We start from the raw sequence: 21,064 nt of genomic DNA on the forward strand, positions 1-21,064 counted from the left end.
ACGCTGACCAATGCTACAGCAAAGCTCAATCTGTGTTTCATCAGACTGATGCTAAAGCGACTAGCTCATGACTAGATCCCAAATGGGTTCTATAGGAGGCGACCAATTGTTGTTGGCGACAATTCCGGCGACTTGGTTGTTATTTTGGCGTAATGAAAAGATAGGATTGCCCGTTAGCTTGATTTGAGCTTGATGCTATTAGGGTTGCGCTTCCAAGATCCGACCTATACTTCTTGGCGATAGTGCTGGCAACCCCCTGCGAGTAGCTTCTTCAGCAACTTGCATATGGTAATGGTGCTTTGAACGACTGGGTTTTCGGTTCTTGCTCCATTCGCTAATTTCGACAATTTTGCTCGCCTCTGCGCTCTTGCACTTCTTAGGTCTGCCTGCGTTCACACCTAATACATTATTTATCTTTGCGATCGCATCTTCCAAGGTTTCCGATGTTATGGTACAAGATGTCCACTTTTTCTTCCAGTTTGTTACTGTTTGCTTCGCTATACCAAGTTTTTTTACTATATTTTTATGATTTTCTCCACTATTAAGCTCTAGCAGGATGTTTGCTCTCTTGATCATTTCATAGCTGCCTGTGGCTGCTATATCCTCTAATACTTGCTTTTCGATAGGATTTAATATTTGAATATGAGGCATTTCAGTATTTACCCCGCTTAAACCTATATTTTTGCCAAATTGAATGAAGCCTGATATACTTTTTTTGTAGCGTTCATTTATCCTAAAGATTCACTCAAAGCCCTGCTGCAAACAGGGCTTTGAGGAAAAAGCAAGCCCACCTGTTACTAAAACAGGACGGAACTTTGTTTTGTCAATTTAGTTATCTGTTATCTAGAGCCATCATATCATGAATTTACCCCGTTTTACAAATCTATCTTTAGATAGATGCTTTTTTCCAAATACCAGTGCATTAAATATCTCTTCAGTCGTATTGGTTTTCAATGGGTTGGGAATAATAGTTTACTGCGCGAGAAAATTCTCTCCCTTGAGTTTTTCTGGTAGTTAATCCTTTGCTATTTACAAGATTTAATTATTTTTTAAACTTGTCACTTTTGCCAAGCGATGAAAGTGCTACAAGTTTTGCTGGTTAATATTTTTCTGTTTTCTGCTTAGGTTTTTCAAGATTGAACTTATCTTTTGAGTGACAATTTGTGACCCGGAGTATAAATATGTCTCTTGTGCAGAATCCGGCAATTGTATATATTTCTCCTGCGGAGTTGGTCGTTCATCCGAAGCTGATAGAAATATATGGTGAAAATGAGGAACGTCCGGCTTTAGAAAAAAGTATCTCTGAAAAAGGGATTCTTGAATCTTTGAAGGTATCTGCACGTAGTGGTGTAAATGTCGTCTTGGCAGGTAAGTGTCGCTTGCAGATAGCTCGCCAGTTAGGAATTTCCACTGTGAAAGTGGAATTTGTCGAGTCTGGTTCGCCTGAAGAAGATTTGAAACTAGTGCTTGACTTTAATCTTCATCGCGAAGGCGGGAAGACTCATTACCAGAAATTTCACGAGGGGCAGTACTGGGAGAGCGTACTTCGTCCCCAAGCGAAAGAAAGACAGCGCCAAAGCGCTCGTCGTTTGAATCAATCGAATGATTCAAATTTGAATCATTCGGTAACTGAGAGTAAGTCTCAATTAGGGAAGGGCAAGCGAGTGATTCAGGAGGTCTCGGAGAATCTAAATATAAGTGTTGGTAGTTATCACAAGGGCAAGAAAGTTTTTGAATTAATTTCTCAATTACGAGAAATGGAAAAATTTAAGGCAGTTGTTGCACTGGAGATGGAATTTAACCGGAGTATTGATGCAGCATACAAGTTTGTTTGCAATCAAGATATCTGTTATCAGGTAATAGACCTTCTGGAAGCAGATGAGATAGGTAGTATAGGTGATGGTATTGCTTGGATGCGAAATGGCGATAAGCAAAGCTTTAACCCTTCGGGTTATCGCAATCCGTTTCGGCGTTTCCAGCTTGACCAAGTATATCAATTCAAGAAGAGACTGCGGCCCGAATTGGAAATTGTGGGACGGGTTATTGGTATAACTAATGAGTTTGTTGTGTCTGGATTGAGGAATTTAGTGAATATGAACCTAGAAATTGTGAATCTACGTCCGCGACAAATTGATGCAGAATTGCAGGATGAACCATCTGCGTCACAGAGGAAGAGAATATTTCACTTAATGCAAAAGTTTAGTGATGTTTTCCCAGTTCAGGTGTCTTTAGAAGAGTTGTTAAAACTGCCAAATTTAACTGAGAAAGAGGAGGTTTTATTGCGGATGTATGAGTCTGACGTATTTGAAAAAACGTGGGAAGATTATAAGACCCAAATGAAAGCAATGGAAGTATCTACAAATAGAAATAAGGAGAATATTCGTGCTGCATAGGTAGCTGTCAGCAGTTAATCTAGCAGAGAATTTATCTCAAAATTTAACATTACTTACTAGATTAGCATCTCAATACTGATTACAGTACGAGTTCACTTTTTTGGGTGCTGAACTCGTATCAAGATATTTGACTGTTTTTTGTTTTTTAACTCGGTGGTGGAGTATGAGTAATTTCATCTTCACCAGTTGTACTAATAAGAGCCAATGTGGGGTGACGCTTGTGGGTGTTACTAGCTTTGCATTGTTATCCCAAAACTCTTTTGTCGATTTAGTGACAACTTCGCTCGAACTGCCTCATTTAAATAATTACCAAAAAAAAGTTGGGTAGTCGCATTGTTGTTGGTGAAGCGTGTTGGACTAAATCTTAGCCTAAGCCTACGTATGTCTAAGCCTAAACAAGTATAAACCTTTGTTTGCTTTCAACCATGAGACGATTACCAGTCGCCTCCAACAAGCGAATAACCAACGCTTGAAAATAAAAAAATTCAAATTTAGGCTAACACATTTTGACCAACAGCGAGGCTACCTCATGCACAAAAATCATCAGGACAGTCACTCATGTACCAAGAAAATTTCGGGGCAGATTTCGACAACAAGCCCCAATTAAGTCTTTCACAGCCTTCAAAAAAGAAAATCAAACCCCACCTGCCCGCAGAATCCGTGGGTAAACGCTACGTAGAGCGTTTTTGGCATCCATTTGGGGCGATAGTTGCCCCTTCTTCAGTAGAAGGTGCAAAACCAGCATGGCGCACCATCGATTATTACCTCCAACCCTCCCAACTGTGGAAACTGCACCAAGACAAGTCAAAACTAGTAGGTCTGCGCTTTGACAACACAACCCGTTACGCGACAATTGATTTAGACTTCTTAGGCGACTACCATAACATTGAATCTATAAATCGCATCAAAGCAGCGCTAGAAGACATCGGTATAGTCGATATCATCATCCTCCAGTCCAGCTTTAGTGGCGGCTATCACCTGATCCTAAGCTTCGCATCCCCCCTACCCACCTTTCCCCTAGCCTGCGCCCTAGAGATTACCTTAAGAAACGCAGGCTTTATCCTCCGCCAAGGACACCTAGAAATCTTCCCCAACACCAAACCATATAGTGCCAAACAAATAACCAACTACAAAGCCATCCGTTGCCCCATGCAACCGGGTAGCGGGTCATTTATACTTAATGACGATCTGCAAGTAATTAGTGACTCAGTTTCTATTTTCCTCGATTATTGTGATCGCGCGGCCAGTCGGCAAGATTTAACTAAATTAAAACGGGTAGCAAACAAAGCCAAAAAACAAATTTCACGGGAGAGATATCGCAAGCAAGAATCTGCTGACGTTATACAGTGGCGTGCCAACTGGGAAGAAATCATCACCACAGGCTGGACAGAAAAAGGACAAACAAACACCCTCCTACAAATCTTCGTAGGGTACGGAATCGTCTTTTTAGACTTAGAGAGTGATAAATTAGTCGAATTTTGCCTCTCCACGGCAATTAACGCCCCCGGCTATAGCCAATATTGCCGACACCAACACGAAATCGAAGCTAGAGTGCTGCATTGGGTAGAATCCACAATTCGCAACAAATGGTACAGCGCCTATATTAGTTATCCCGAACGGCTGTTGGGTACATTCGCCAACACCTTTGCAGAAGCCATAGCAGGCATTAGCAACATAGATAAACCCAAAGATAACGTAATCCCATTTGACCGTCGTAAGCAACAGAACTGGGAACGCAGCCAACAAGCCCAAAAACGCATCCAGATAGCAGTAAGGGCAATAGAGTGGGATAGAGGCTTACCAGCAGGGGCTACTGAACGAGGGAAAGCAATACGTGCTGAATACAAGCGCCGCTTTCACAAAACTATCTCACAAGAGACACTACAAAAGCATTTGCATTTGTGGCACCCCACACGTTACATTTTAGACCCCTGGGCAGAAAATAGCTCAAACCCTTATCAATCAAGCAGTGACGGGCAATTTGATAGTTTTGAAAACTCATCTAAAAAACAAAGTGCTGAAAACCTTTACCAAAAGCAAAATGACGGTCATTTTTACTATATGAAGGTCTTTTGTAATTGCTTACCTTCTGCTGCCGATGCCCCTACAGGGCAGTTGGCAGTAGCAGGTTTTGAAGAAGTTACTGACTCAGAAGGAGAATTTTTTGTACCTGTGGTACAAGATAAATTTGAGGGAATTAATATCAATTCCGAAGAATTAAATTTATTACAGCCAGAAGATTTATCTTTAACTTCAGGTGTCAATAATTCGGATAATTCATTAGTTTCTTCTAATATTATACAACTAGCTGAAAATGTTATTGAAAGTAATTCAGATAAGGATTTTAAATATCCTTCTAACACCAGCACGGATGAAAATCATAATAATAAAAACTTATTAATCAATTTTGCCAGTATTCCACCTACCGCATCTACACCTGCAATTGTGCCGCCTGAAACGTCACGAAAAGCCAAAAGTACACCTTCACGCGATCTAGCTGAAACTCTCGCTTTGTCAGAACTGAAGAAACTGACTAAGTTACGACTCCAGGCGACATCTCACGCCAAGCATGTAGCTAGAGACTATTGCCTGATTGCACGACGCTTAATTGGCGGTAAGGAACGCGATCGCTTAGAGCAAAGTGCCAAAATGCAATTCTACCTCGATTCGGGTAACAAAACTCTAATTGCAGAAGCTAAGGAGTGGGCAGCTACCAATCCTGGGTGTCTACCGTTTTCGTTGGAGTTGGAGAGCGAAAAATTTTGGGAAAGATGAGGGACATAAGGCGGTAAGATGCTTGGTATTTCAGACTTTAACTGCACAAAAAGAGGTGATTCAGCTTTACAAAAGTTATTATACTTGTGAGTAAAATTTAGTATAGAAATATAGAAGGAGATATAAAAGATATCTTAATGGAAAAACTGTTTAATCAAGCAGTTGAGCCAATCTTCCGGCGCTGAACCTGTTCTCAAAAAAATTACACCTGTAGCCCAACTACAAGAGGTGGAAGCTTTAGAAGCTAAAATCCGTACTTTAATGCCTGAGCGTAGTATTTTAGACATCCTCTGCAATGTTGAGCATTGGTTAAATTGGACAAAGCATTTTGGCCCGCTTTCGGGGAGTGAACCCAAATTAAAGCAGCCTGTGGAGCGTTATATTTTTACCACTTTCAGTTATAGTTGCAACTTGGGGCCAAAGCAAATGGCACGACATTCACAGGGTGCTGTGACATCTCACATGATTTCTGATACCAACCGTCGCCATGTCAGTACGTCCAATATTGAAGCGGCGATTCGGGATATTATCAATGCTTACAACCGTTTTAGCCTGCCGTCGGTTTGGGGTACTAGGAAACGTGCCGCCGCTGATGATAGTAAGTTTGAGATATACGAAAACAATCTCCACTTAAGGATGAGAAAAAGCTGATGTCTACTACACGATTTCACCGTATCCTCTGGTTGGGTGCGATCGTTGGATTGATAATCTACACCTTACCTAGTGGCACAGGTGAGTATCAGCAGGCTCTAAACCATCGCTATCATCCTGATGCCAAGGCACTACAATGTCGCACACTTACAGGTAAGCAGCTTCACTATCTAGAGTTTCAGATAAAATCCACCGCCAATCAAGCTGCAATTTGGCAAGCTACTTTATTATCCTGCTACGGCTGATGAATGGGTTGATTATGGCGATCGCAGCACCCAGTTTATTCATTGGAATGACCGCAGTTCTGCTGTATCGTTTACCTTATCTAATCAGCGCGTGTTGACTATTCCTGTTCCTTGAATCATATCTTTGTGATGCAAACATGAATCTGTTTACTCAGCCCAACTCTAGTGATGCGATCGCAATGCAAATTTAAGCGGGATGCCTGTGTCCTTCATTGCTTGACCCGCAGAGCCTGAATCAACTCAGTTAAGGCTGGCGGTGGCTGGCGACGGTTAGGATGATAGAGGTAGTAGCCGGGAAAGGTTGGACACCACTCTTGGAGTACTCGCATGAGCCGACCCTCGGCAACAGAGTTAGTGATTTGATCCTCATAGAGATGCGCAATCCCTTGTCCTGCTAAGGCAGCCGCGAGAATCAGATCGCCGTCATTGAAGACAAGCGATCCATCAACTCTGACTTGAAATGACCGACCCTCTTGCTCAAACTCCCAAGGGTAAAGCCCCCCAGAAGTCATAAATCGGTAGTTGATGCAGCGATGACTTGCAAGGTCTTGGGGGATGTTGGGTGCAGGACGATCGGCGAAATAGGCAGGTGAACCCACAACCGCCGTTTGGAGATCCAGTCCAACTCGCACCGCAATCATGTCTTTAGCGACCTTTTCACCCAGCCGAATGCCAGCATCATAACGGCTCTCAACAATATCGGTTAGCCCTTCGTCGATCGTCACCTCGACACAAATCTCTGGATATGCATCCAAAAAACTGGGCAGCACCGGACAAAGGATAGAAGTCGCCGCGTGCCTTGGCGTGGTAATCCGCAGGGTTCCAGCAGGTTTGTCACGCAACTCATTGAGAACTGCTAGCTCTGTATTGATGTCTGCAAACGCAGGTCGCAAGGTTTTGAGCAGTCGATCGCCAGCCTCGGTAGTTGAGACGCGACGAGTCGTTCGTGCCAGTAGTTGCAACCCTAGACGGTCTTCGAGCGATTTCATCGCATGGCTCAAGGCAGAAGGAGACATTTCTAGCTTTGCCGCCGCGCGTGTAAAGCTCATCTCGTCGGCGACGACTACGAAAGCGGCTAAGTCATTGAGTTCATCACGCTTCATTACTGCATTTATTTCATAACTCTATGCTGATTATGCCATCTAGTAAATAAATTTGCTCGGATTTATAGTTACTGTAAATGGATCTTTAGATACCAGATATGTCAAGCACTTTTGTTAAACAGCATCGATCAAAACGTCCTGGTTACGGACTTGCCGCTTTAGTTCAAGGCGATCGCCTTGTTCCTTGGGAATTTGAGCGGCGAGAACTGCGACCCAATGATATTGCTGTGAAGATCCAGTTCTGCGGGGTTTGCCACAGCGATTTACACGCAATTCGAGGGAATAGCCGATTTCCTTTAGTTCCAGGTCACGAAATGGTAGGCGAGGTGACAGCGATCGGTGTAGATGTCACGAAGTTCCAAATCGGCGATGCTGTGGTAGTGGGCACGATCATCGATTCTTGCGGTTACTGCTCATCGTGCAAACGCCAGTTAGAGCAATATTGCCTCGAAGGAGTAACGACGACCTACGATGGCATTGATCGCTTCGATGGCAGTATCATGCGCGGCGGCTACTCAAACGAATATGTGGTCGATACTCATTTTGCTTATCACATGCCCACAGGTCTTGATCCAGCAAGCGTAGCGCCATTACTTTGTGCGGGTGTCACCACATGGTCACCGCTGCGCCAATGGAATGTGACAGGCAAGACGGTTGGCATTGTCGGGTTGGGCGGACTCGGACACATGGCGGTGAAATTCGCTCATGCGTTGGGTGCTTATGTGACGTTGTTCAGTACGTCTGAAGGAAAGCTTGCCGATGCGATAGTGCTGGGAGCCGACAAAGCAATTTTGTCTACCGACGAGGCGCAAATGGTAGCCCAAGCATCTCGGTTCGATTTGATCCTCGATACCGTTTCCGCTCGCCATCCGCTTGATCCATATCTGCGATCGCTAAAACTCGATGGCACACTTTGCTGTTTAGGCATTCCTAAAGCTATGGATTTCAGCCCCTTTTTACTAACGACAGGACGACGACGAATCGCTAGTTCAGGAGTAGGCGGGACGCTGGAAACACAGGAGATGCTGGACTTTTGCAGTAAGCACAACATTGCAGCAGATGTTGAAGTTATCACGGCTGCGAACATCAACGAGGGATTTGAACGACTGAAGCGGGGAGAGGTACATTATCGGCTAGTGATTGACATGTCTACGCTGAATGCACCCGCTAAAAACGCGGCTTGATTCGAGGGCGAAGTGGAATTTCAGCACTTAGAGCTAGATCGATCAGGTTCGCAAAGAGAACAACACAACAAGAGGAACTTTTAAGATGCGACGTTGGATTTTGAAAGCTGGAGCAACCGATCTCAATGGATTGGTTCTAGAAGATGCGCCGATGCCGGAACCTGGAGCAGGCGAAGTTCGGATTCGCGTTCATGCTGTGTCCTTGAACTACCGCGATCAACTCGTACTCAAGGGGCAATTCGCGAACAATCTACCTGCGCGGGATTTGATTCCAATTTCGGATGGAGTCGGTGAGATTGACGCAATTGGAGCAGGTGTAACTACGTGGGCAGTCGGCGATCGCGTCACCGGATTACTTCTAAACTGGCAACGAGGTGCACCGACAGAGATTGGCTTTGGTCTCGGCTCACTCAGTGAAGATGGAATGCTGGCTGAATATGTCGTGCTGCCCGTCGAGCGCGTTGTGTGTGCGCCCACCAGCTTAGACGATGCCGAAGCCGCAACGCTTCCTTGCGCTGCATTAACGGCTTGGAACGCCATTCACGGGGGCTATCCGATTGGCAAACAGAGCAAAGTTCTGGTTCTGGGAAGCGGTGGCGTATCGCTGTTCGCGATGCTGTTTGCCCGTGCAGCAGGCGCTCAGGTGATTGCGACATCGAGCCAGGATGCCAAGCTGAAGCGGTGGATGGATCTTGGTGCCAGTGATGGGATCAACTATCGGGACACCCCGGACTGGGGCAAAGCAGTGTTCGAGCGAACGGGTGGGGTCAACAAGGTCGTCAATACGGTTGGGACAGGTACGCTGAGTCAGTCATTAGCGGCACTTGCATACGGAGGTGAAGTGGCTCTACTCGGATTAATGACCTTTGACGATCGTCCACTTGATTTTTTGTCGCTAATGAGTAAGGGTGCCGCCGTTCGAGGCGTTGCTGTTGGCAGTGCTGAACTGTATGACGCGATGGTGCAAGCGATCAACACGCACAAAATTCGTCCAATCATTGATCGACGCTTCCGTTTTGAGGAGGCGAAGGCTGCCTATCAAGCCCAATCGTTGCCAGAACTCTTCGGCAAAATCGTGATTGATCTGGTGTAGGCTAGGTGAGTCATTTCTGAGTGAGATAACATAGCAGCATTTCGTTAATTTCCTGCTCAAGCTGCCCATCTCGAAGTAGGTATTGAGCCGAGAAGCGTGTAATTTTCGGCAAGATGGTCTGGAAAAGATTGCTGTGTCAAGGTTTAAACGATTTTGACTAGCAGATTTTATAGGGCTTGCCGCACATAGGACAAAATTTATACTTCAGTGACAGGACTAACTCACCACAGTGAGTGCAATTCGTTTATAGTCAAATCTAGTAACTATGCTGGAATGTACGTTGGAAAAGTGCCAATATTTGGTAACTCGCTGGCTACCTACCCTACTACACGTACGGTTCTAATAGAGAGGTGCGGGACATAATAGTCCCCATCGACTTAACCCTACTGACTTTATCACTTTGTGACACAACCAGAAAAATAGTCAACCAAAAAATCTACGAAAGTCGTTATCTTAGGCGATAGATAGCGCTGACTCGTATAGACGGCATAGAGGAATGTGGTTGGCAAGGTGTAGTCCAGCTCCAGTACCTCTAACCGTTGATTGGCAAGATCATCTGCAATCAACCACTCTGGCAAAACCGCTAACCCCATGCTGGCTAAGGCCGCCTGATACTCCATAATAGTGTTGTTGGAGCGGATCGAGACTGTTAGTTTAATTGTCTCCCTGCCGTTGGGACCTTCAAAGAATATCTCATGGGCAAACTGTGAGTAGTGATAGCTGATGGCTACATGCTTCGATAGTTCCTTGGGGGTTTTTGGGCGTCCATTTTTTTGCAAATAGTCAGATGAGCCGACCAACAGGAACGGAATGGGGCAGATGCGTCGCGTGAGCAGTGAAGACCGAGGCTCACTACCGTGCACGACACGTAAAGCAAGATCAAACCCTTCTTCTACTAAATCCACTATCCGATCATTCAAACTCAGATCTAGCACAACGTCTGGATAACGAGAGCGATACTCCGCCAGAGCTTTGGTGAATAACGGGTTGGCGAACCAAACTGGGGCAGTGATCTTGAGTACACCACGCACGACGACGGCTGATCGTCTTACCGCTGCCTCTACCATTTCCAAGTTATCCAGCATTTCCCGGCATTGCTCGTAATAGAGCATTCCTGCCTCGGTTAGGCTTAAGTGTCGGCTGCTTCGATTCAACAAGCGCGTGCCAAGGTTTCGCTCCAAGTGCATCACATGCTTGCTGGTCATGGCTGTGGATAAGTTGAGCTGCTCAGCGGCTGCCACAAAACTTCCTAATTCCACTACCCGACACAACACTTTCATACTCATTAACGTGTCCATTGTGGTTCTAAAGTTTCCGTAAGGATTCAGGTCTAATATTTAGGAAGCAGTAATGGGCGGGACAAATAATTATTAGAGTCAGCCAGTAGAGCTTGTGCAAAAAAATAAATTACAGACCTGCCTTGACGACGACAGGTTTGCACCACCGTCAACAAATGGGCAGTGTGTTGAAACCGCTGCATTGAACGGGAACCACCACTAACTTTACGTTTTGTCACAGCTAAACGCAGCGTTCGCGAAGCGTGTCCGAAGGACTCTCGTTCAGCGAGATTGTTATCAGGGGAAACTTCAGGGTTGTCAAGGAAATACCACCATTGATTTGCTTTATCGCGCAAAGAACGTAAAAGGTGTCTGGCTGTAGCTCCAGCCAAGTTAATCCATTGCTCAAGAGTCTTTTGTAACTTAAATTTGAATTGATTGACCCAATCGTTGTAACTGCTTGAGTCAAGAGTCTGGAACCATCGCGCATAATTGCTAAAGGCTTCATCAATTAAATCAACAAACGCTTTACCAATAGCCTGGTTGTGAAGACCTGGAAGTATAATTAGTTTTTTGAAGTGACGGCGTAGATCAGCCAAACATTTTTGCTGGGTAAAAGCTTGATAGCCGTTATAAACGCTAAAATCATCGCTGCTGAGTACGCCTGTATATTTAGTTCCTAAAATTGTTTCTAATTCGGCTCGTGAACGAGTATCAGCCGCAGTAAACAGGCAAAAATCAGAATTAGCAACTACCCATAACCATTCTTTAACTCCCTTGACTGACCAAGGTGTTTCATCTACATGAACGTTAGGTTGTGTCTGTTTGAGCCAACTACTCAATTCACTAACACTCGGTTCAATTGCTTGAGTAATTCGTTCATTGGTTGCTACTAACGTTCCTAGCCCAGTTTCAACTTGTCCTAGTTCCCACAACATTTCTTGCTGTTTTTCATAGGGCATATGTGCATAATTATTCGCCCATCCTAAAAACGCCTGTAAAGATATTCCTAAGTCTTGCCCTGGAATAATATTTTGGGGACAGGAGGCTGTTTGTAAATTTCCACAGGACTCACACAAGCACGTATGACGTTGATACTCAACTATTTCAATAGGACATTCAACTAGTTGTGCTACGGAGTGTTTATCTACTTTTACTGCCACACTCGCAAATGTTTTGTTACCACAACACACACAATCCGTAGGACGTAAGATTTCATAACGATCTACTCTACCAAAACCCTTACGGGTCTTACCTTGATGTCCTGCCTGCCCACCTGGTTTTTTTCTAGGATGATTCGATTCTTCTTGGGATGGTATAAGTTTTATTTCGCTCTTTTTCAGAATGTCTCCCGAGGGTGGTTTCGATGAGGTTTTACTATCTAAATCTCTGCTGACTTTTAAACGTTCTACTTCTTGCTGTAGTTCTAAGATTATTTTCTGTAATTCACGTATTACCTTGTTCTGCTCAATAATTATCTCTACCAGTTGTTCTTTTGATAACTGGTTCAAGCTTTCTCGGTCTAAATCTTGAGGCAGGTTTTGGTTCATACAGGCGATACTCCTCCTTAAGGGGCCACTTTGTCAATACCCTGTCACCTGAATCCTTACAAGTTTCCTAAGAAGAAACATAGCATCAACAAAATGATACTTGTATAACGATGAGAAATGAATGTAATTTGAGGAAGATGGCATTATCAACTAGCTAGAACACCGATTTATTAATCAAACATAAGATTGAAAAGCCTTGTTTTTAAGTCTTTTTCAATTAAACTTTTCTTGTTTGAACCTAACAAAACTTGGTTTTTTCATGATGAATTTGATTCCTGAATCGGTGTTCTAGGCAAGGAAGTAGCTATGACTGAAGCAACAAAGGAGATGTTCTAAATTTATTGCTTTTCCCTGAATAATTTACGCATTAAACGTTTTAGGAGTCTTGATAATAAATTTGGAACACTAACAACTCGTTAGCAGCCGTCCGCAAAAATTTCAATGTCAAATCAATTCAAAGTTCAAAATTGCAATCAGTGGGGGCTTGAACCCACTACTGATTGTAGATCACTGATTCTTAGAACCAGTGGTCTACTATACTCGGAATTACTTAACTCAAAATTAATTTTCTTACTAATTTTGCATTTTGAATTCAAAAAAAGTCAAGGGAAACTTTAATGTCTCAGAACAACGATTTCACAGTAATCGACCGCTTTACCATCTTCGAGCAGCTCAACCTGCATCAGCGCTGCATCGACAAGGGTTGGGGACGCGAGCAGGTTGAGATCTACAACCACCTTTACTGGCCGGAGGCTAAATTCAACGTCTACGATCTACGTACTTCAACCTTCGAGGGTTTTGAGGGCATGAAGCAGATGTTCGACTACGCACACAGCGTCTTCCCGATGGACAAGTGGTTCCATTCTATGGGCGCGTTCGAAATTTCTGGCTCGGGTGATAAGGCCGAAGCGCACTGGCGATGGTTTGTGTCCTGGAAGGCTGAACACGTCGGAACCGTTTCGACTGGCACCTACGACGACATCTTTGAACGTCGCGATGGCGTCTGGAAGTGTCTGGAGCGCACCTCCAAGAGCGATCCCAACTGGCCGAAAGACTTGTTCCAGCCCTTCCTCGACGCGGCGGACACTACTTTCAAAGCGTCCTGACAGTTAGACTTTTGTAGGTCGGGTTTCGCAAAGCTCCACCTACTTAGGCTATTTGATCCACGCTGCTAAGTAATACCGCTCCACCACTTTCTAGACAAAGTGATAGAAGCGACAAACTTCATGGAGTCCTGCCCATTGTAGAAGGCGATCAACACAAAATCGCTCATGGAAACGCGCATCAATTGTTCTCACTCTAATTGAGAAGGTTCAACACCAGGTCAATGGTTGTGTTGCAACTGAAGTAAATCTAACTGCTGATTGAGTCTTTTATGGCATATAGTACATCTAATACCCATACGGTCGTTCGGGATGCGGCTTCTCTGGCTGAGGCAGTTCAACATACACATGTTGTCATCGAAGTGGCTGGTCGCCTTCATGACTTGGAGAAATTTACACTGCTTGAAGGCTCAAGTTTAGTAGGTACAACTCCTGACGCAGAATTAGTCTTCAAACCAGATTCAGACGGAATATTGCTCACGGCAAATCACACACTTCAGAACCTAACCCTGCGAACTGATCCGAGCCGCTTGGCGCTTAGTCTAGAATCGGCGATGACAACACTGGGGGAACTCAGGTTGCAGCATCTCGTCATCCACGGTCGGCTGCACCTGGAATCCAGCACCGTGATGACGGCTAACCTTATCCTCAACGACATTCAAGTGTATGACAGTGACAGTACCTCAGACCCGCATCGTCCATCTGGATACGGCGTAGAGGTCGCTCCTGGTGCCTTGACCATCTACAACCGCTGTACCGATCCTAAAAGTCACTGGACACTGAGCGCCGAAAACCTGTCAGGGGGAACTCGAGAGATGCCATTGAAGGGTAGTGGCATCTTTATTTTCGGCGGCATGACGGTTCCCGCAAACGCCGACCCTCAAGGTGGACCAGCACCTAGCTCTCCTGGTGGCACAATCGACCTTAAATTGTTGACCACAGGTGAAATCCATACGAATGGCAGCATCCCGGCTGGTGTTGGTAATCTCATTGCAGGTGGGATATTCGTTGGCTCAGGTGTGAAGGCTCAGCAAGTGGTCAACAACGGTCCTGTGACAACCTACGGAACAAATGACATGGTGTTGGATAACTGGGGCAATGTCCGTTTTTGGCTAGCTGGGCAGTCTGTCGTATCTCATGGAACCAGTGGAATCGGATTCGTGAATTTTGGAGAGTTGCAGACTCTGATTATCCAAGGCGACTTAGCTACCTATGGCGAAGGGGCGCGGGGGTTCAATCTATACGACGGAACCTTGGCTTATGCAGAATTCAAAAGCATTACCACCCATGGCGATGGCTCGATCGGCATACAGACCAGTAAACCATTTGGCAATATCTTCGTACTTGAGGACGTGATCACAAAAGGTGGTAGGGGTAACAGTTTGGTGCGTGGCGTGGTTGTACAACTAGACGCGCACGCCCTAAGTCTCAAACCGGGCACAAGTGGAAAGGAGATCATTGTGCTGGGTCAAGTCGAGGCTCAAGGAGAGGAAATAACCGCATTGGATTTCGCTGCTCCAGCTAGCACAGTTGAATTCATTGCGATCGGTGGTCAACAGTATGTCGATGAATCGTCAACAGAGTAGAAATCATAATTACCCAGCAGGTAAGTAAGGGTTTAACGCTGAGTAGAAACTTAGTTATGAAGAAAAGGAAGGAGCGGCTACTATGGCAGTAACGACAGATAAGAAATCCTCAGTACCAAATATTGAACTAGGAACACCCGCACTAAACTGGATTGATGGCGAGTGGATTGATTCGGAAAAGCATACTGATAGCATTGATCCAGCTACAGGCAAGGTGATTGGAACTTATGCGGATGGTGGGCGTGACGAGGCAGTTCAGGGAATTAATGCTGCGGTACGGGCGTTCCAAGAATCGGACTGGAAGAAAAATCGGGCACTTCGTGCGCGAGTGCTGAATCAAATTGCCGATCGCTTTGAAGCCCGCAGAGATGAACTGATCGCTATTCTCTCGCTTGAGAACGGCAAAGTCCATGACGAAGCAGCATTTGAAATTGATATGATTCCCAGCAAATTTCGATACTGGGCATCGGTTGTGCTGACGAATTATGGACGGGCGATGGAAGTCCAACCCGGACACCTTTCGGTCGTGACTCGATCTCCGATCGGAGTTGTTGGCATCGTCGCACCGTTTAACTCGCCGCTTGTCCTGACTGTGCGATCTCTGGCACCTGCTCTTGCTGCTGGTGTTACGACTGTTATCAAATTACCGGGTAATACAGCACAGATCAACTATCTGTTTAGTAAAACCCTCGCTGAAGCTGCGGATTTACCAAAAGGCGTTATTAATGTCTTTAGTGAAAGCAGAGGCAGAGGCGGATCGTCTTTTCTAATGGAGTCAGAGGATGTTCGAGTGATTAGCTTTACGGGAAGCACAAAGACCGGGAAAGCAATTTCCGCAACAGGGGCAGCGACACTCAAGCTATTTCAAACTGAACTCGGTGGTAAAACCCCGATGATCATCTTTGATGATGCTGATCTTGAAGCGGCTGCACCCAAAGTTGAGAAGGCACTCACGACTTTTGCAGGTCAATTCTGCATGACGGGTTCTCGCCTGTTGGTGCACCGTGGTGTTGCCGATCGATTTCGCTCGATGATTGCTCAAAGATTAGAGAACGTCAAAACTGGACCTGCATCTGATCCGTCTAGCAACATGGGACCTCTGATCGATAAGCCGAATGTCGCCCGTGTTAACAAAATGGTGGAGGAAGCGATCGCAGCGGGTGCAAAGGTGTTGGTGCGCGGTGGTCCAATTACGGAAGGTCCCTTGACTAGCGGTGCATTTTACCGTCCGACTCTGCTGGAAGTAACCGATCCGAAAATGACGATCGTCCAGGAAGAGGTGTTTGGTCCTGTCCTCACCTTGCAGATTTTTGATACTGAGGCAGAAGCGGTGCATCTGGCAAATGACAGCGAGTATGGCTTGGCAGCGAGTATTTGGACTCGCGATATTGACCGTCCACTACGCGTCGCTCGCGAGATAGACGCAGGTACTATTTGGATTAATGATTGGGCGATCGTTTGGGACGAGTTTGAAGAAGGCGGATTCAAGAGCAGCGGTAACGGCAGGCTAAATGGTCTGACGGCGATCGATGAATTCTTAGAGTACAAACACATCGCCTTCAACTCAGGCACGATCCCCAGTATTGGAGTTTCTGCTCAATAGTCGAGCTTGAAATCGGCTCGTCTCCTCGGACATTACTACTTACATGAACGATCTGACGGCGGTAGAGAACATTGATACCTTGATGTACCCAGAGGGCACTGACCCGCCGCAGAATCACTACTAGAAACCAACTGTAGCTGAAAACGAACACACCCATGTCAAATACCAACGTTGAAATCGTGCAGGAACTCCTCAAAGGTGCCACCATACCCGAGGTCGTTAATCGGCTTGTTTCCCCCGACGCCGTCTACATGTCGCTCACCTACGATAATCCCGACCTGAAAAAAATCATGCCTTGGGCGGGCAAGTACAACGATGGTCAGGCCGCCCTCCTCAGAACTTTCCAGGATGTCAACATTTTTTGGACCGTCGAGGAGTTCGATATTCAGGAGATCTTCAGCGAGGGCGAGAATGTGGCTGTTTTCGGCAGCTTCACCCTCCGTTCAGTGAAACTCGATAAAACGTTTACCTCTCCCTTCTCCATCCTGGCAAAGGTGAAGGACGGCTTGGTCACCTACATGCAGTATATGGAGGACACCTTTGGCACAGGTTTGACCTTCCGCTCAGGCGGTACCTGGAAGTTCCAGAGTGATCCCGCAGGTGGGGAGGTTGAGGTCTAAACGCACCAACAACCACTAACCAAGGAGAAAAACATGGAAGGCAAGATTGCACTCGAAGAACACTTCTCTACAGAGTTGAACAACAAGCACTGGGATGCCAAGGGCGAGGAGGGTAGAAATGGTCGCGCCTACGCTCAAGATATCGAGCGTCGCCTGCTTGATCCTGAACTCTGCATCGCCGAGATGGATCGCTCCGGCATCGAGCTTTGCATCATGTCGCTCACCTCGCCCGGCGTGCAGGGGATTATCGATCCGAAGCAAGCCACTGAGCTAGCGCGGTCTGCGAACGACTACGCGCACTCTTTCATCAAGAAATACCCTGGGCGGTTTGCCTCCTTCGCAGCGGTGGCAATGCAGGACCCCAAGGGTGCAGCAGACGAACTGGAGCGGGCTGTGAGCGAACTCGGACTCAAGGGCGCTTTGATCAACGGTTACTCGAACATCGGTCCTGACGAACACGTCCAATACCTGGACGAGGAGCCGATACGGGTGTTCTGGGAGCGCGTCTCCAAGCTCAATGTCCCAGTGTATCTACATCCGCGCGAACCGCTGCCTAGTCAGACCCGTGTGCTCAAGGGCTACCCAGAATTGGTTGGCTCCGCTTGGGCTTTCGCCTACGAGACTGCCAGCCACGCCATCCGCCTGATGCTGAGCGGGATCTTCGACGAGTACCCCAATTTGCAGGTGATCCTGGGTCATCTAGGAGAAGGTCTCCCCTTCATGCTGCCACGTATGCAGCATCGCCTCGACGAGCAGCGCGAAGGTGAGAAAGGTGCTAAGGCAAAACGACGCGCGAGCTACTATTTTGGCAATAACTTTTGGATTACCACGAGCGGTCACTTCCACACCAAACCGTTTTTGGAAGCCATCGAGCAGATGGGCGAGGACCGAGTGCTCTTCTCCGTGGATTACCCTTACGAGCAGATGGACATGGGAGGGCGCTGGTTCGACGATATGCGGCTTGAGAACGCCACAAAGCTGAAAATCGGTCGTGAAAACGCGAACACGCTTTTCTCTCTAAACCTGAGTCCACTTTCCGAACAGTCGGCGACTGGTTTCGGTTCCTGACCATATTGCAGGAGCACGGCGCAAGTTAAGGAACAGCCTAACAAACTACTGTAAAACTCTGGGAGTAACTTCATGCAAGCAATTCGCGTTCATCAATATGGCGAGTCAGACGTGCTGAAACTAGAAACGGTTGCACAACCTGAACCTCAACCGAATGAAGTCCTGATTCGAGTTCATGCCGCCGGAGTCAATCCATTCGACTGGAAAATCCGGTCAGGCTTCGTGAAAGAGGTTTTGCCGATGCCAATGCCGTATACGCCCGGTATGGATGTTGCGGGCACTGTGGAAGCGATCGGCACCGATGTCAAAGCGTTCCAAGTCGGTCAAGCCGTGTATGGCGAACTCAAGATGGGAGCGTATGCTGAGTTCGCGATCGCTTCACCGGATACGATCGCGCTCAAACCTCAGACGCTCGATTTTGTACAGGCGGCATCAGTGCCGATGGTCAGCATGACCGCGTATCAAGCCCTGTTCGATCATGCGGATCTCAAGCCAGGTCAAACCGTTTTGATCCATGCGGCATCAGGTGGAGTCGGTATGTTCGCTGTGCAGTTTGCGAAGTGGAAAGGAGCGCATGTGATCGGCACAGCCTCAGCCGCGAATGCAGATTTTTTGCGATCGCTCGGTGCGGATCAAGTGATTGACTATCACGCCACCCCGTTTGAACAAACGGTACAGAATGTGGATGTCGTTCTGGATACGTTAGGTGGCGGCACTCAAGCGCGATCTTATGGAGTGCTGAAGCCGGGTGGCATTCTCATTTCAACTGCTGCTCCCCCTGACACTCAAGAAGCTCAAAAACAAGGTGTCCGTGCCGAGATCATGAGTATGGAACCCTCTGCCTCGCTGTTGGAACAGATTGCAAATTTACTCGACTCCGGGCAGGTGAAGACCGATATCGCTCAGACCTTTCCCTTGTCTGAAGCCCGTCAAGCTCAGGAACTCAGTCAGAAGGGGCATGTTCGTGGCAAAATTGTGCTGCAAATGAGTGCTTAAGGAAGCGCGTTGAGTCGGGTTTCGTTGACCAAAGGATAAGTCGTCGTAATTGTCCCATTCACTGAAAAAATTATACAGCTTATATGCTTCAGCCAGAAAACCAACAAACCTCGCAGAGCGTACCACCACAGGTAGCAATAATGCAAATGGCTACTGGCTATTGGGTTTCGCAATCACTCTATGCCGCAGCTAAATTTGGGATTGCTGACTTATTGAAAGATGGTTCCAAGAGTTACGATAAACTAGCAACAGCAACAGCCGTAAAACCACAGCCCCTTTATCGGCTGCTGCGTGGTCTAGCAAGTGTGGGGGTATTCAGTGAGACAGAGCCGGGTTATTTCACCCTCACGCCTCTGGCAGCTTGTCTACAGACTGATATTATCGGCTCGATGCGCGCTGTAGTGACTATACTCGGTGAGGAGGAATACCAAGCTTGGGGAGAAATTCTTTACAGCCTGCGGACTGGAGGCAGCGCTTTTGAGCATATATATAGAATGCCGCTGTTCCAGTATCATGCCCAAAAACCCGAACAAGGAAAGACTTTTAACGAGGCGATGACGAATTATTGGTCAACCGAAGACTTCGAGATTGTTACAAGCTATGATTTTTCAGGAATACACAAGCTGGTTGACATTGGCGGTGGGGAAGGGAGTCTGATTGCCTCTATCCTCAAAGCTAACCCAACGATGCAAGGCATTCTCTTTGAACTACCGAATGTCATTGTTGGTGCGAAGAATTTAATTGACGCGGAGGGAGTCGAGAACCGCTGCTCCCTTATAGCGGGAGATTTCTTTGATTCTGTGCCAAGTGCTGGCGATGCCTATATGCTCAAGCACATCATCCACAATTGGGAAGATGAAAGTGCGCGAGCTATTCTCAAGAACTGTCACTGTGCCATGTTAGAAAATGACAAGCTTTTGGTGATCGAAGAGGTTATTCCGCCAGGCAATGAATCCTCTTTTAGCAAGCTTTTTGACCTGACGATGATGGTACTGTTTCCTGGAGCCTGTGAACGTACAGAGGTTGAGTATCGAGCGCTGTTTGAGGCTTGCGGCTTCCATTTAAACAAAATCCATCCCACACGAGTAGGTACAAGCGTGATCGAGGGCATACGAGTTTAGTCGGTTAGAGCACTGCATAACCGAAGGAAGTGATTGCCGCCGTTCACGACAATCTTCAGAACCTCGGTCTCGATCAAAATCGCAAAACTTACTAGGATCAGCTATGGGTCAATCTAATTCGCCTAATGCTGGCCAAGAAGCAGCAACCGAGACCATCTTAAACATTGATCTTAAGCGTCAAGCCCAGAATGGACCAGACCTACGAAACGACCATGCTAAGAGCCACGGTTTAGTTTGGGGAGAATTTAGCGTTGAGGACAATATTCCTGAATTGCTGAAGGTTGGTGTCTTTGCTCAGTCTAAAACTTATCCAGTTTGGGTGCGATTCTCTAGTGCTGCTTCTGTACAGAAGCGCGGCAAGCTCTCCTCAGACCTTGAACCAGATGCGCGTGGGATGGCGATCAAACTCTTGCAGGTACAGGGTGAAAAAGTGTTGGACATCGAGCAGGAAAACCAAGACTTTCTGCTAGTAAATCATCCGGTTTTCATGGTGCGAAATGCTCAAGGATTTGCCACCCTGATGAAAGCAGGCATCGGTCAAGCAAGCGAAGAAGAATTGCGCTCGCTAGAACCTACATTCAAAATTCTTAAAGTGATTATGAGAGGATGTTTTAAAAGTGGGGGCTTTTGTAAGAAAGCTCACAAGGCTTAAGCTGAAATTTGAAGACATCAGCACCTCGTGAGCAAATGAGTAAA

At 46.5% G+C, this 21,064-nt stretch carries 18 protein-coding genes; 14 read left to right on the top strand and 4 right to left on the bottom strand.

What is annotated here, in order from left to right; genetic code table 11:
• Positions 1–198: 198 nt before the first annotated feature.
• Positions 199–651, bottom strand: a complete 453-nt coding sequence (locus tag V7K31_RS09610; RefSeq protein WP_335094018.1) for a helix-turn-helix domain-containing protein — start codon at positions 649–651, stop codon at positions 199–201.
• 530 nt (positions 652–1,181) lie between these two features.
• Between V7K31_RS09610 and V7K31_RS09615 the strand changes: the two genes are divergently transcribed.
• The 4 genes from V7K31_RS09615 (at position 1,182) to V7K31_RS09630 (ending at position 6,064) form a co-directional block, all read left to right on the top strand.
• Positions 1,182–2,393 (top strand): hypothetical protein, encoded by a 1,212-nt coding sequence (locus tag V7K31_RS09615; RefSeq protein WP_335094019.1) that lies wholly within the window; start codon positions 1,182–1,184, stop codon positions 2,391–2,393.
• Positions 2,394–2,951: 558 nt separating this feature from the next.
• Positions 2,952–5,168, top strand: coding sequence for a hypothetical protein (locus V7K31_RS09620; RefSeq protein WP_335094020.1), 2,217 nt, complete (start codon positions 2,952–2,954; stop codon positions 5,166–5,168).
• A 162-nt stretch (positions 5,169–5,330) separates the two neighbouring features.
• The gene (locus V7K31_RS09625; protein ID WP_335094021.1) at positions 5,331–5,819 is read left to right on the top strand and encodes a Tn3 family transposase; all 489 of its coding nucleotides are present in this window, start codon (positions 5,331–5,333) and stop codon (positions 5,817–5,819) included.
• Positions 5,819–6,064, top strand: coding sequence for a hypothetical protein (locus tag V7K31_RS09630; RefSeq protein WP_335094022.1), 246 nt, complete (start codon positions 5,819–5,821; stop codon positions 6,062–6,064). The genes V7K31_RS09625 and V7K31_RS09630 overlap by 1 nt, the downstream gene beginning before the upstream one ends.
• A 209-nt stretch (positions 6,065–6,273) precedes the next feature.
• Here the strand turns inward: V7K31_RS09630 and V7K31_RS09635 are convergent, their stop codons facing one another.
• The gene (locus V7K31_RS09635; RefSeq protein WP_335094023.1) at positions 6,274–7,167 is read right to left on the bottom strand and encodes a LysR family transcriptional regulator; all 894 of its coding nucleotides are present in this window, start codon (positions 7,165–7,167) and stop codon (positions 6,274–6,276) included.
• Positions 7,168–7,265: 98 nt separating this feature from the next.
• Between V7K31_RS09635 and V7K31_RS09640 the strand changes: the two genes are divergently transcribed.
• Complete coding sequence (locus tag V7K31_RS09640) at positions 7,266–8,351, top strand: NAD(P)-dependent alcohol dehydrogenase (RefSeq protein ID WP_335094025.1); 1,086 nt, start codon at positions 7,266–7,268, stop codon at positions 8,349–8,351.
• An 85-nt stretch (positions 8,352–8,436) separates the two neighbouring features.
• The gene (locus V7K31_RS09645) at positions 8,437–9,444 is read left to right on the top strand and encodes a zinc-dependent alcohol dehydrogenase family protein (RefSeq protein ID WP_335094026.1); all 1,008 of its coding nucleotides are present in this window, start codon (positions 8,437–8,439) and stop codon (positions 9,442–9,444) included.
• A 395-nt stretch (positions 9,445–9,839) separates the two neighbouring features.
• Here the strand turns inward: V7K31_RS09645 and V7K31_RS09650 are convergent, their stop codons facing one another.
• Both V7K31_RS09650 and tnpC read right to left on the bottom strand, forming a co-directional pair.
• Positions 9,840–10,742, bottom strand: a complete 903-nt coding sequence (locus V7K31_RS09650; protein WP_335094027.1) for a LysR family transcriptional regulator — start codon at positions 10,740–10,742, stop codon at positions 9,840–9,842.
• 32 nt (positions 10,743–10,774) lie between these two features.
• A complete protein-coding gene (gene tnpC, locus V7K31_RS09655) occupies positions 10,775–12,271 on the bottom strand; it encodes an IS66 family transposase (protein WP_335094028.1) in 1,497 nt (498 codons plus the stop codon).
• Between the two features lie 617 nt (positions 12,272–12,888).
• On the opposite strand from tnpC, the gene V7K31_RS09660 reads away from it, so the two are divergent.
• The 8 genes from V7K31_RS09660 to V7K31_RS09695 all read left to right on the top strand — a co-directional run bounded on the left by V7K31_RS09660 (position 12,889) and on the right by V7K31_RS09695 (position 21,020).
• Complete coding sequence (locus V7K31_RS09660) at positions 12,889–13,377, top strand: nuclear transport factor 2 family protein (protein ID WP_335094029.1); 489 nt, start codon at positions 12,889–12,891, stop codon at positions 13,375–13,377.
• A gap of 851 nt (positions 13,378–14,228) precedes the next feature.
• Positions 14,229–14,960 carry a hypothetical protein gene (locus V7K31_RS09665; RefSeq protein ID WP_335094030.1) on the top strand — a complete coding sequence of 244 codons (732 nt, stop codon included), beginning with the start codon at positions 14,229–14,231 and terminating at the stop codon, positions 14,958–14,960.
• Positions 14,961–15,042: 82 nt separating this feature from the next.
• On the top strand, positions 15,043–16,563 hold the full coding sequence (locus tag V7K31_RS09670) for an aldehyde dehydrogenase family protein (protein WP_335094031.1): 1,521 nt from the start codon (positions 15,043–15,045) through the stop codon (positions 16,561–16,563).
• Positions 16,564–16,718: 155 nt separating this feature from the next.
• Positions 16,719–17,183, top strand: coding sequence for a nuclear transport factor 2 family protein (locus V7K31_RS09675; RefSeq protein WP_335094032.1), 465 nt, complete (start codon positions 16,719–16,721; stop codon positions 17,181–17,183).
• A gap of 33 nt (positions 17,184–17,216) precedes the next feature.
• The gene (locus tag V7K31_RS09680) at positions 17,217–18,251 is read left to right on the top strand and encodes an amidohydrolase family protein (RefSeq protein ID WP_335094033.1); all 1,035 of its coding nucleotides are present in this window, start codon (positions 17,217–17,219) and stop codon (positions 18,249–18,251) included.
• A gap of 72 nt (positions 18,252–18,323) precedes the next feature.
• Positions 18,324–19,247 carry an NADP-dependent oxidoreductase gene (locus V7K31_RS09685; protein WP_335094034.1) on the top strand — a complete coding sequence of 308 codons (924 nt, stop codon included), beginning with the start codon at positions 18,324–18,326 and terminating at the stop codon, positions 19,245–19,247.
• Between the two features lie 83 nt (positions 19,248–19,330).
• Entirely contained in the window at positions 19,331–20,368 is a 1,038-nt protein-coding gene (locus V7K31_RS09690) for a methyltransferase (RefSeq protein WP_335094035.1), read from the top strand.
• Positions 20,369–20,471: 103 nt separating this feature from the next.
• Complete coding sequence (locus V7K31_RS09695) at positions 20,472–21,020, top strand: catalase (protein ID WP_335094036.1); 549 nt, start codon at positions 20,472–20,474, stop codon at positions 21,018–21,020.
• The last annotated feature ends 44 nt before the right edge of the window (positions 21,021–21,064 follow it).

Source organism: Nostoc sp. (assembly GCF_036917675.1).
GTDB lineage: Bacteria > Cyanobacteriota > Cyanobacteriia > Cyanobacteriales > Nostocaceae > Nostoc.

What these genes read in the sequence shown, in the direction of transcription:
- V7K31_RS09610 (WP_335094018.1), bottom strand. Translation starts at nt 651, where the DNA reads ATGCCTCATATTCAAATATTAAATCCTATCGAAAAGCAAGTATTAGAG.
- V7K31_RS09650 (WP_335094027.1), bottom strand. Translation starts at nt 10,742, where the DNA reads ATGGACACGTTAATGAGTATGAAAGTGTTGTGTCGGGTAGTGGAATTA.
- V7K31_RS09630 (WP_335094022.1), top strand. Translation starts at nt 5,819, where the DNA reads ATGTCTACTACACGATTTCACCGTATCCTCTGGTTGGGTGCGATCGTT.
- V7K31_RS09615 (WP_335094019.1), top strand. Translation starts at nt 1,182, where the DNA reads ATGTCTCTTGTGCAGAATCCGGCAATTGTATATATTTCTCCTGCGGAG.
- V7K31_RS09690 (WP_335094035.1), top strand. Translation starts at nt 19,331, where the DNA reads ATGCTTCAGCCAGAAAACCAACAAACCTCGCAGAGCGTACCACCACAG.
- V7K31_RS09645 (WP_335094026.1), top strand. Translation starts at nt 8,437, where the DNA reads ATGCGACGTTGGATTTTGAAAGCTGGAGCAACCGATCTCAATGGATTG.
- V7K31_RS09695 (WP_335094036.1), top strand. Translation starts at nt 20,472, where the DNA reads ATGGGTCAATCTAATTCGCCTAATGCTGGCCAAGAAGCAGCAACCGAG.
- V7K31_RS09680 (WP_335094033.1), top strand. Translation starts at nt 17,217, where the DNA reads ATGGAAGGCAAGATTGCACTCGAAGAACACTTCTCTACAGAGTTGAAC.
- V7K31_RS09670 (WP_335094031.1), top strand. Translation starts at nt 15,043, where the DNA reads ATGGCAGTAACGACAGATAAGAAATCCTCAGTACCAAATATTGAACTA.
- V7K31_RS09640 (WP_335094025.1), top strand. Translation starts at nt 7,266, where the DNA reads ATGTCAAGCACTTTTGTTAAACAGCATCGATCAAAACGTCCTGGTTAC.
- V7K31_RS09685 (WP_335094034.1), top strand. Translation starts at nt 18,324, where the DNA reads ATGCAAGCAATTCGCGTTCATCAATATGGCGAGTCAGACGTGCTGAAA.
- V7K31_RS09675 (WP_335094032.1), top strand. Translation starts at nt 16,719, where the DNA reads ATGTCAAATACCAACGTTGAAATCGTGCAGGAACTCCTCAAAGGTGCC.
- tnpC (WP_335094028.1), bottom strand. Translation starts at nt 12,271, where the DNA reads ATGAACCAAAACCTGCCTCAAGATTTAGACCGAGAAAGCTTGAACCAG.
- V7K31_RS09635 (WP_335094023.1), bottom strand. Translation starts at nt 7,167, where the DNA reads ATGAAGCGTGATGAACTCAATGACTTAGCCGCTTTCGTAGTCGTCGCC.
- V7K31_RS09660 (WP_335094029.1), top strand. Translation starts at nt 12,889, where the DNA reads ATGTCTCAGAACAACGATTTCACAGTAATCGACCGCTTTACCATCTTC.
- V7K31_RS09620 (WP_335094020.1), top strand. Translation starts at nt 2,952, where the DNA reads ATGTACCAAGAAAATTTCGGGGCAGATTTCGACAACAAGCCCCAATTA.
- V7K31_RS09665 (WP_335094030.1), top strand. Translation starts at nt 14,229, where the DNA reads ATGACGGTTCCCGCAAACGCCGACCCTCAAGGTGGACCAGCACCTAGC.